This is a genomic window from Vibrio sp. 10N.222.52.C3, from assembly GCF_041474195.1.
Classification (GTDB): Bacteria; Pseudomonadota; Gammaproteobacteria; order Enterobacterales; family Vibrionaceae; genus Vibrio; species Vibrio crassostreae_C.
In genome coordinates, this window is the sequence record NZ_JBFRTQ010000010.1 from 1 (window position 1) to 10,096 (window position 10,096).

The following is a 10,096-nucleotide window of genomic DNA, read 5'->3' on the forward strand; positions in this document are numbered from 1 at the left end:
CTGTTGTTTATGTGAGTCAAATTACATATTATCTTAGTTAGATGAATGAAATTTAGACACACTTAGCTTTGTGTCCGCTTATTTTTACAAATGGAGCTTGCGAATGATTAATAAACGTTTTTTTAAGACGAAAGATGAAGTTGAAGTGACCTTCGAGCTAGAAGCTCAGGAAGCGAACTCTGTATCCATCGTTGCTGACTTTCTTGATTGGAAAGCCATCCCAATGAAAAAACTGGCCAAAGGGAAGGTTTACAAGTTTAAAACTCGTCTACCTAAAGATGGCGAGTTTCAATTCCGCTACCTAGTTGATGACCAACAATGGGTGAACGATGCGAATGCCGATCGTTACATCCCAAATGAATTTGGTGAAGACAACTGCCTAGTGTCGACGGTAAACGCATAATCTTTTCTTAAAGCCAGCGACTAATTCGCTTCGTTTATTAATTATTCGAAACGGAATAACGTCAACCAATAGAAAGCAGAAACTAGCCGTTTCTGCTTTTTTATTTTTAAATTTAGCGGTTAATTTTATTTCTTATCTAGTGGCTCTTCATCTACGGCAACTCAATGACTTAGGCTAAGTTGGGAAGATTCACATCATATTATGACAATGCATTGATGATTTATGCGTTTGAAAAGCATATCCTATGCCTTTATATCGTAGAAAGACCTGTTTACCGTGTATTCAAAAATATTTCCCTCTCCGTTTGCCGAGCTTTCACCTGTAAAAAAAGTAGCTATTTTAGGACTGCCGCTTATTGCAGCGATTGGAGTTGCTCTGCAATCTTCGCAATCAAATCTGACGAAAACGATCGATCTTGATTTGCCCGACTCAACCGTTATTGAGTCAATTCTGTCACCATCTTCTGTTACCGTTATTGAGCCGCCGACATTTGAGTATCAAATTCAATCTGGCGATAACTTGAGTAGCATCTTCACTCAGCTTGGATTTTCTTACAAATCGATGATGAGCGTGATGGAAACTGATTTGAACTTCCTTGCTTTAGATACGCTTCGTCCGGGTAATACATTACGCTTTTGGCGTGATGAAGCGACCGGCGACCTTTCTAAAATGGAACTTCAATTTAGCGTCGCGGACAAAGTGGTTTACCGATTACTTGATGACGGCAGCTACGAATTCGAAGACATCTCTATTCCTGGTGAATGGAAGCAAAAACCTTTAGTGGGTGATATTCAAGGCAGCTTCTCTATGTCGGCGAACAAGGTTGGCCTGAGCAGTCTTGAGATTGACCATATTGTGACTCTTCTTAAAGATAAGCTGAACTTTAGCCGAGACCTACGTGCTGGCGATCAGTTTGAAGTGCTTCAAAAAGCGCAATATGTTGATGGTGTTGCAACCGGAAAACGTGAAATTGAAGCAATTAAGATCATGAATCGTAACCGCGTTGTGTCAGCATACTTACACACTGACGGACAATATTACGATGCTAATGGCGATAGCCTTCAACGTGCTTTCCAACGTTATCCTGTAAGCAGCAGCTGGCGTCAGAGTTCTCAATTTAACCCTAAACGTCTACACCCTGTGACTGGCCGAATCTCACCGCACAACGGTACGGATTTCGCGACACCAATTGGCACACCTGTTCAAGCAACGGGTGATGGCAAAGTGATCATGACGCGTAAACACCCTTATGCGGGTAACTATGTGGTGATTCAACACGGTAGCACTTATAAAACGCGCTACTTGCACTTAAGCAAGATCCTTGTTCGTAAAGGACAAACGGTATCTCGTGGTCAACGTATTGGCCTATCGGGTAAAACGGGTCGAGTGACAGGTGCTCACTTGCACTATGAACTGATCGAACGTGGTCGCCCTGTTGATGCGATGAAAGCGAATATCCCAATGGCCGATTCTGTGCCTAAAAAGGAAAAAGCGACATTCACAGCCGCGAGAGATGAAGCCGACAAGCTATTGAAGGCAGCGTTAGAAACGCGCAATCTAGCAATGGTTAATAATGCTAGTAAGTAGCTAGCCATTAAACTGTTTTAAAGCCGCAAGAGCATCACAAAGCACAGTCAGTGTTAAGTGATGCTCTTGCGGCTTTTTAGTTCTCAATAGAAGGTTCGGTAAGGGTTTAAACTAAAGGCTCTGAGTGCGCGACATAGCTAACGATAGCTTCAGGTCGCATTGGAGGTGAGTAGAGGTAACCTTGGATCTTGTCACATCCCATCGCGTGCAGCTTTTCTAATTGCTCACGCTTCTCAACACCTTCCGCAACCAAAGATACATCGAGTCTATGGGCCAGTTGAACAATCAGCCATACTACGCTCTCTGAGGTCGAACTAGTTAACAAGTCTCGAATAAAGGTCGCATCAATTTTAATGCAATCGATAGGGTAGCTGTGGATGTAGTTCAAACTGGAGTAGCCTGTACCAAAGTCGTCGAGTGCGATCGTGAAGCCTTGTCCTCTCAGAAAGTTAAGCGCGGATTTTGTCTCTTGTGTTGGCGATAACAGAACGGTTTCGGTTAACTCGATAACAAACTCATTCGCCTTAAAATGGTGCTGTTCAATGGTTCGAGTCAGGTAGGATATATAACGTTTCGAATCAGTAAGCTCGTGCGCAGAGCAGTTGATTCCAAGTTTAACCTTGTAGCCCAAGCCTTGCTCTAGTGTGGTTTTAGCGCGGCACACCAATTCAATAATGCGTTCACCTAATTCGACAATCAGCCCTGACTCTTCTGCCACTTGAATAAACTCTACGGGTGAGATGTCTCCATGTCTGGCGGTTTTCCAGCGAGTCAGTACCTCGAAATATTCCCATTGCGTTTCACCTTGACCCACAATCGGCTGTACCACTACGTACATTCCATTGCTGTCGGGGATATAGCTTTGTGAAATTGGGTTTTCCAGCTCACTTCGTAGCGCTGCGACTAGCTCGGTTTTTCTTTGGTAACGAACTCTTAAGTGAGTGTCATAACATTGAATATGAGTATCTTGGCTGTGTTTACACTCTTTAAGCGCCAAGCTGGTATTGAAGATGATTTGCTCAACGTCTTTGTTGTCTCCATCCGAACTGGCAATACCGATGCTGACGTCGAAATCTATCTTGATATCAACGCTACTGTAGCCCTGCTTAATTTTGGCCAGTATTTGTTCGCACACGGCTATCGGATCAGAATGGTAGGTGATGAAGGCGAACTCGTTGCCAGCAGTCCGGAAAGTCAGGTTGCTTTCAGGTAAAGTTCGGCGCAATATTTCTGCGACAAACTGCAGCACCTTGTCGCCAATATAATTACCGTGCATATCATTAATGGCTTTGAAGCTATTGATATCGAGTAAAGCCAGTGTAAACGGAGTGACGCTCTGTTGAGTAATCGACTCTAAGGTATCTGATAAACAGCTTCGGTTGAGTAACCCGGTTAGGCTGTCGTGTGACACCTCATAACTAAGCTGATTTACAAGTTGTTCGGAACGATCGTTAAACCACATTTCACGCAAGGTGTGGATGATGATGTCGGCGAACAATTGATGGTGCTTTACCACGTCTTGTTGCTGATCAGGGCTAAGAGGCGAGGTGAACGTTGAAAACAGCACGCCCATCACTTCGCCACTTTGAGTTTGAGTCGGGATCGCGATGGAGTTTTGTGAGGTGATTTCCTGCCTAAATGCCGATGTTGGCAATGACTGGACGATGTACTGAGAAAATGAGCAATCTGGGTGTCTTTGATTGAAGGCTTGTTGGTAGATGTGACCATGGCGCGCATTGATTTTGTCATGTAATACATGATCAGAATGGGCGATCACCAAAGGAACGGTTTGGTCAGGGAAGTACTTCTTCTCAATGATGCTAGTGTATTGAGTATCAAAGGTCTGATGTAAAGTAAGCACAGCTGACTCTAAAAGGTCGATACCTTCCAATTTCAGCAAACGGCCAATGCGCTCTGTGTCTATCATGCTATTGTGCGTATGTTGAGTCATAGCCACCACCCCTAGTTAACCAGATTCACTGTGTAAGCGGTATACGTATTATCTTGTATATGTGCGAACTTGTATAATCTATATGCGTCAAGTTTATTATTGACCGTGTTGTATAACTTTTCAAATTAAAATGTGACTTATTTCACAGAGCTTGCGTGCTACGCTCTTTGTCTAGCCTGTCTTTCAGATGGTCCAAAAAGAGCTTGGTTCGCGTGTGCGAGTAATCAAGCTTAGGGTAGTACGCGTAAACCATCACTTCGTCGGCGGTAATATTTGGCAATACTGGAACTAATGTCCCTTGCTTTAGATCCTCTTTGATCATCGCTTTGATGGTTAACAGTACGCCCATTCCTCGCTTCGCCGCATGAAACAAAGCCTCTGGATTGGTGGTCGCAAAGTTACCATTGAGGGTGATGCGTTGCCCTTTGGTGAGTGTGACTTCTCGGGTAGGGCGCTCTCCCCAAATCAAAGAGTTGTGTTGTTCTAAGTCCTGCTCGTTGGCGGGGTAACCATGTTTAGCTAAATAGCTTGGCGCTGCATAGAAGCTGGCTTTGTGTTCAAACAGCGGTGTTTTCTTGAAGCTTAAGGAGTTGAGCTGTTCCAGTTCACGACTGATCACCAGATCTAAGCCCAGTTCAGGTAATTGGCCTGGCGTGGTCGTGATCAGCTGCACCTTAATGTCTGGGTATTTTTCTAAGAAGTCGTCCATGTATTGCACCAGAAACTTAGAGCCAACCGCAATCGTAGCGCCAATCTTTAATAGGCCTGCTGGGGTTTGGTTAACCGAGCGAGTCTCATCAATAATGGACTGCCAATTGTCGAGCTGATCCTTGGCTCGCAGGTAAAAGAGCGCACCTGCTTCGGTTTGGCTAATTGATCGCGTGGTACGCTTTAACAGTTGGGTGCCGATGCGCTCTTCTAACCAGTTCACTCTTTTACTGATCGCCGAGCTGGTGGTGTTCAGCTTTCGAGCAGCACCATTGAAGCTGCCTTCTTCGACTACTCTGACGTAGCTTTTTACGTTAAGAATCCAATCCATATTATTTCCTGTTGGGACTTAATAAAATTCCAATTTAGCTAATTATCAATTATTGGTTTTGAATGTAAACTCGTCTAATGAACAAATATCAAACGAATAGGGAATTTTTTGAGCCAATCGACCTTTAAAAAAACACCGTTACTCTTAGCAATGATGATTATTGCTACGGGGCAGGTGGGTGTGAGCATCTACTTGCCAGCATTACCGTTAATTGCTTCTGATTTAAGTGCTACTCAAGTAGATGTACAGCTTCTCGTCACGCTGTTTCTGGTGGGTTTTGGCTTGTCTCAGCTATTTTACGGACCGATGTCCGATGCGGTGGGAAGAAGACCTATCTTCTTGTTAGGTCAGGGTGTTTATTTGATTGGTACAGTCGTTTGTGTTGTGTTTTCTGACAATATGACGGCGCTAGAAGTTGGTCGCTTGCTGCAAGGTTTAGGGGCGGGCAGTGCCTCGGTTCTTGGGCGAAGTGTGCTTCGTGACAGCTATGATGGTTCACAGCTTACCAAAGCGTTGTCTTATATCTCGATCACCGCTTCGATCATGCCGATCATCGCGCCTGTATTTGGTGGCTGGATTTCATTCCACCTTGGTTGGCAGGCGGTGTTCCTTTTCGTTCTATTGTATTTACTGGCGATATTCACACTGGGTTACTTCGTGTTGCATGAAACTCTGCCATATGGGAAGAGCCGTTTTGAAGTCAGCCAAGTGGTAAAGAACTACGGACGCTTGTTGACCAATCGCCAAGTGTTGACCAGTGCCAGTTACAACTGGATGAGCTACATGGCGAGTTTGGTATCGCTGTCGTTGTTTCCATTCTTAATGCAAGAGCAATTGGGGCTGACCGCCGCTGAGTATGGTTCATTGATGATTGTCCCTTCGGCAGGCTTACTGATCGGTAGCGTGGCTTTGAACTTGCTCAATCGTAGGTTTAGTACGCCCCAACTGATGAGCCTAGCTATTTTGACTATCTTGGCATCGGGAACTTGGCTTCTTACTCATGAGTTATCCATCTTTAACTTAGTTTGGGCGTTTACTTGGTTGGCGATAGCACAAGGCATCTCGTTCCCATTATCAATCAGCATGTTATTAGAACCTCATAAGAAACAAGCGGGAGCAGTGTCGGCATTGTCTGGTTCAATTCAGATGTGTTTAGCGGGTTTATTGGGTGGGTATCTTGTAGAGAGTTGGGTCACGACTCATCTTCAATTAGGCGTGTTCTACCTCATTATTGGTGCAGCCATGGGCGGAGTGCTTTGGTCTTCAACCAAAATGAACAACAAAGGCGATACTGTTGAAGTGGAATATAGCTAAATGCCAAATTCACTATCGTTTAACGCACCATCGTTAATACGTTGTATTTGTGCTGATGGTTTTCTACAATGCTTCGGTCCATTGAATAGGTAAAAACAAAATGCAGCAAAATGAATTTGAAGTACTGGTAAAAGCTATCTGCGCACTAGATGGCCTGCCTCAAGCGCTTGAGCTATTGAAATCCAATGAGGATACAGAAGTCGCTGAGGCTGCTGCATCACTGACTGGTCAATTTGCACTTGCTGAAGTGGAAGGCGAAAAGCGTATTTACCACGTGACGCTTCAAGAAAATGAACAAGGCGAAGAGCAAGAGTACATCGAACATGTTATGAATGAAGGCGATGACTTAATCAAATTTGCAGCTTGGTTCTTTGAAACGATGTTTGAATTGAAGCAAAAAGACACATACCAAATTGCCGGTAAAACTTACAGACAGCCAAAGCGCAGCTAGGTTTCTCAGTAAAGCATTTTAGAAAGCAGCTCTATTGAGCTGCTTTTTTTATCAGTGTCTAAATCAATGTCTTGGGTTGTTATTAGGAATGGAGCATTAAGCTCAAACCAGAATTTAGGTTAACTCATTGATATACAAAAACAATGCTGATTAGCACAGAGACAAAATTAGGCTAATTGCAAATGGATGCTTAATATTGCATTAAAGTGTGATTTAGATCTTGTTTTTGGGCGTTTTAAGTGTAGAATCCGCGCTAAAGAAAGTTGATTATGTGCGGAGATAAGCATGAATTACGAACTAGGCCACGCATACCTTGGTCAAATGGCAGCAAAAAACATGATGCACGAAGCATTGTACGGCACTTCAAAGCCAAAGAAACCATCGTTCTTTAAGCGAATGATGAAGAAAATGGCTAAATAAGCATTTTCAAAAACGGAATTTTAAAAGGCCTTAAACTCGATGAAGTTTAAGGCCTTTTTCGTTTTAGCGATTGGTGAAAGTTATCGCTTTGTTTTGTTGTGGATGGACACAAAAAATACCAATTAAGCTTCTGACTAATGGCTTTTAATGAACTCAGCCAGCAGATTGATTGGATAAGTCGACCACATTATTAGGGATGCTATCTAAGCCATTCTCTTTCATCCACGCTTCTAAGTTATCGGCACCACCGATGTACTTACCATCAAGCCAGATCTGCGGGACGGTGACCGGTGTTTTCTCACCAATGTGTGCTTTTACCTCTGGAATCATACGGTACAAAGCGGCGCTGTCTTTTACGACATCGTGGTATTGGTATTCAACACCCGCTTCATCCAGCATTTTCTTCGCTTTAACACAGAATGGGCAGGTCGCCTTACCATAAACGATGTTGCCTTTTAAGCTGTCTCGTTTGGTCCACTCTTTGATCACGGATTGGATTAACACACCGCGATTAAGCGCTTCACCTTGGCTGACAACCTTGCCTTCAACAACAAGGATTGGGGCGTGCCAAGAGCCAAGTTTTAGAGGCTCCCACCAGTGAGACAACCAATCTTTCACTTCCAGTTCGACATCGACATCTGATAACTCATTCTCAAAAGTATCCTTAAGAATGTCTTTGGTAAGGGTACATTCCCCACATGGGATATTAACTTTAAATGGACCCCAACTGCCTGCCCAACGGTATAGTGTAATCTTGACTGGTTTCTTCATGGTTACGGCCTCGTTTGAATTCTCTTATCCATATAGAACGGACTGTCGAACTATTTATTTCACCAACCTTAAACTTTCTTCACTTTTGAAGGTTTTTTAGTTTCCCAGTGCGTTATAAATGCAACTGACGCAATAATAATAGCAGCCCCTAGCCATAAACGACCCGGTGGAACCCAACTAAATACAATCCAACCTGCTAAAACATTTAGCGGTAATTTGGCGTGGTCAAAAGGTTGCACAAACGAAGCATCAGCGACCGAGTAGGCTTTTACTATCGCCCATTGAGCGAGTGCCGTCATAACACCGATAACAATCAATATAGCCCAGATTGTACCGCCGCTTGGCGTTTGCCAATCTGGCGCAGCAAGCAGGATGTTAAATGGTGTGATTAATAGTAGAAGATAGACCACCATGGTTGAAGGACTGTCTTGCGAAGAGAGTTTTTTCACCATCAGTGAGTAGCATGCCCAGAAGAAAGCGGCACCGACTGGTAATAACGTTGCCCAGTTAAAATCTTCAGCCCACGGCTCTAGAATCACCATCGCACCCACGAAGCCTGCTAAGGTCGCGCCCCAGCGAGCAGCCCCAACTTTCTCTTTTAAGAAAAGCCCTGAACCAATGGTTGCAAACAATGGCGATGTCATGAGAAGGGCAATGCCTTGCCAAATTGGTACTGGGTAAGCCAGTGCCCATATCCAAAGTTGAATACCAATAACAGACAAGAAGACACGGAATACGTGCAATTTGAGGTTGTCGGTTTTTAGCGCGCGGCGAATACCCAGCGTTTTTAGGTAAGGAAGAATAGCGAATAACGCGATGGCGTATTGAATGACGGCAACGGTGGTAGAAGTAAGTCCGAAATGAATGCTAGCAATTTGAGTTAGGCTGTTAATAACGGCAAAGGCTAGGCCTGCGGTTAGCATCCAGCTAGCGCCTTGGATCGGATGGTGTTGTGACATGATGCTTCTAATTATTTGATGTGGTTCACCTATGATACGGATTTAGCACCACTTAACCAGAAAAAGCATTGATGAAGTCAGTCAGAATATTTGAATATGAAAAAAGGTTGAGCCATTGCCCAACCTTTTTAGTCTGTATCTAAAGTCGATTTAGATTAGAAGTCGTAACGTACACCTAGGCGAAGAGAGTCTTCACTTTGTGTTTCTAAACCTGCAACTTTTACGTCGTCTAGATTGTTTAATTGGTAAGCAACGTATGTACGGATAGATTTGTTGAACTTGTAAGTACCAGTCAGCTCAAAGAAGTCAGCTGTGTCTACAGTTAAGTTCTGTGTCGCGTCTTTTTCTTGTTTTTGGTACAAACCTGCCAGTTCAAATTGGTCTGTTAGCTTGTATTTAGCAGCAACTTCCACACCAGAGAACTCAGTTTTTGCTTTGTCGTCTAGGTCACCCATTGTGTAGGTTGCACCTAGGTATAGAGCATCCATTTTGTAGTTGATACCAGCAATTACAGCGGTTGCAGAGCCATTACCTGCACCATTGTCATTACCTGAGTAACCAAGACCAAAACCTAAGCCCATAGGTAATGTGTAGATACCAGAGATACCGTAACCGTCTGTATCTTTATCTTCGCCAGCGATTAAACTTGCCTTCAACGAAAGAGCATCAGCATCGTAAGCGTACACGAACGTGTTGTTAATCTGCTCGTTGCCCGCGTTAATGAAGGCTTTTTGGTCACCAGAGTAGATAGTAACATCCGACATTTCTGAGATTTGAGCAGCGGCCGTATCTTGACGACCTACCGAAACAGCACCAAAGTTACCTTCAAGGCCAGCGTACATATAGCGTTGTTTAAAGTTATCAGTTTCATCGTTATCCGCTGAAGAATTTACGCCTTGTTCTGCTTCGTAGAAACCGAAACCAGATAGATCGCTAGTGATTTCCGTGGTACCGCCAACATTTAAACGCACACGGCTTTTATTTTTCATGGTTCCGTCGATTTCTTTACCGCCTGACCCGATGAAATCACCACGGAATTCCGCACGGCCGCCAATTTTAAGTTCTGTACCATCAGAGCTGTAAACTGTTGCTGCTAGAGAAGAACCTGAAACTAGTGCCGCTACCACTGCAGAAGCTAGAACTGCCTTTTTCATAATCACTTACCTTGTATTTTAAAATCCGTGAGCAATGTGCTCTCCGT

10 protein-coding genes are annotated in these 10,096 nt (G+C 43.8%); 5 read left to right on the forward strand and 5 right to left on the reverse strand.

The window, feature by feature from the left end:
* Positions 1-103: 103 nt before the first annotated feature.
* Together AB4517_RS01130 and AB4517_RS01135 are read left to right on the forward strand one after the other, a co-directional pair.
* Positions 104-403 carry an isoamylase early set domain-containing protein gene (locus tag AB4517_RS01130; protein WP_372147749.1) on the forward strand — a complete coding sequence of 100 codons (300 nt, stop codon included), beginning with the start codon at positions 104-106 and terminating at the stop codon, positions 401-403.
* 276 nt (positions 404-679) lie between these two features.
* A complete protein-coding gene (locus AB4517_RS01135) occupies positions 680-1,990 on the forward strand; it encodes a peptidoglycan DD-metalloendopeptidase family protein (RefSeq protein ID WP_372147751.1) in 1,311 nt (436 codons plus the stop codon).
* Between the two features lie 106 nt (positions 1,991-2,096).
* On the opposite strand, the gene AB4517_RS01140 is transcribed toward AB4517_RS01135, so the two are convergent.
* Both AB4517_RS01140 and AB4517_RS01145 read right to left on the reverse strand, forming a co-directional pair.
* A complete protein-coding gene (locus AB4517_RS01140; RefSeq protein WP_372123953.1) occupies positions 2,097-3,941 on the reverse strand; it encodes a putative bifunctional diguanylate cyclase/phosphodiesterase in 1,845 nt (614 codons plus the stop codon).
* Positions 3,942-4,083: 142 nt separating this feature from the next.
* Complete coding sequence (locus AB4517_RS01145) at positions 4,084-4,980, reverse strand: LysR family transcriptional regulator (protein ID WP_017062741.1); 897 nt, start codon at positions 4,978-4,980, stop codon at positions 4,084-4,086.
* A 108-nt stretch (positions 4,981-5,088) separates the two neighbouring features.
* Here AB4517_RS01145 and AB4517_RS01150 point away from each other — a divergent pair, with 108 nt between their 5' ends.
* From AB4517_RS01150 to AB4517_RS01160, 3 genes are all read left to right on the forward strand, one after another.
* Positions 5,089-6,294 carry a multidrug effflux MFS transporter gene (locus AB4517_RS01150; protein WP_372147753.1) on the forward strand — a complete coding sequence of 402 codons (1,206 nt, stop codon included), beginning with the start codon at positions 5,089-5,091 and terminating at the stop codon, positions 6,292-6,294.
* Positions 6,295-6,394: 100 nt separating this feature from the next.
* Positions 6,395-6,745: a hypothetical protein gene (locus AB4517_RS01155; RefSeq protein WP_017057980.1), complete on the forward strand. Its 351-nt coding sequence runs from the start codon at positions 6,395-6,397 to the stop codon at positions 6,743-6,745.
* A 285-nt stretch (positions 6,746-7,030) separates the two neighbouring features.
* Positions 7,031-7,165: a hypothetical protein gene (locus tag AB4517_RS01160; protein WP_010431176.1), complete on the forward strand. Its 135-nt coding sequence runs from the start codon at positions 7,031-7,033 to the stop codon at positions 7,163-7,165.
* Between the two features lie 153 nt (positions 7,166-7,318).
* On the opposite strand, the gene AB4517_RS01165 is transcribed toward AB4517_RS01160, so the two are convergent.
* The 3 genes from AB4517_RS01165 to AB4517_RS01175 all read right to left on the reverse strand — a co-directional run bounded on the left by AB4517_RS01165 (position 7,319) and on the right by AB4517_RS01175 (position 10,049).
* Complete coding sequence (locus tag AB4517_RS01165) at positions 7,319-7,936, reverse strand: glutaredoxin domain-containing protein (protein WP_017064328.1); 618 nt, start codon at positions 7,934-7,936, stop codon at positions 7,319-7,321.
* Between the two features lie 68 nt (positions 7,937-8,004).
* Positions 8,005-8,895, reverse strand: a complete 891-nt coding sequence (locus AB4517_RS01170) for a DMT family transporter (RefSeq protein ID WP_017062738.1) — start codon at positions 8,893-8,895, stop codon at positions 8,005-8,007.
* 155 nt (positions 8,896-9,050) lie between these two features.
* Entirely contained in the window at positions 9,051-10,049 is a 999-nt protein-coding gene (locus tag AB4517_RS01175; RefSeq protein WP_372147755.1) for a porin, read from the reverse strand.
* Positions 10,050-10,096: the final 47 nt, after the last annotated feature.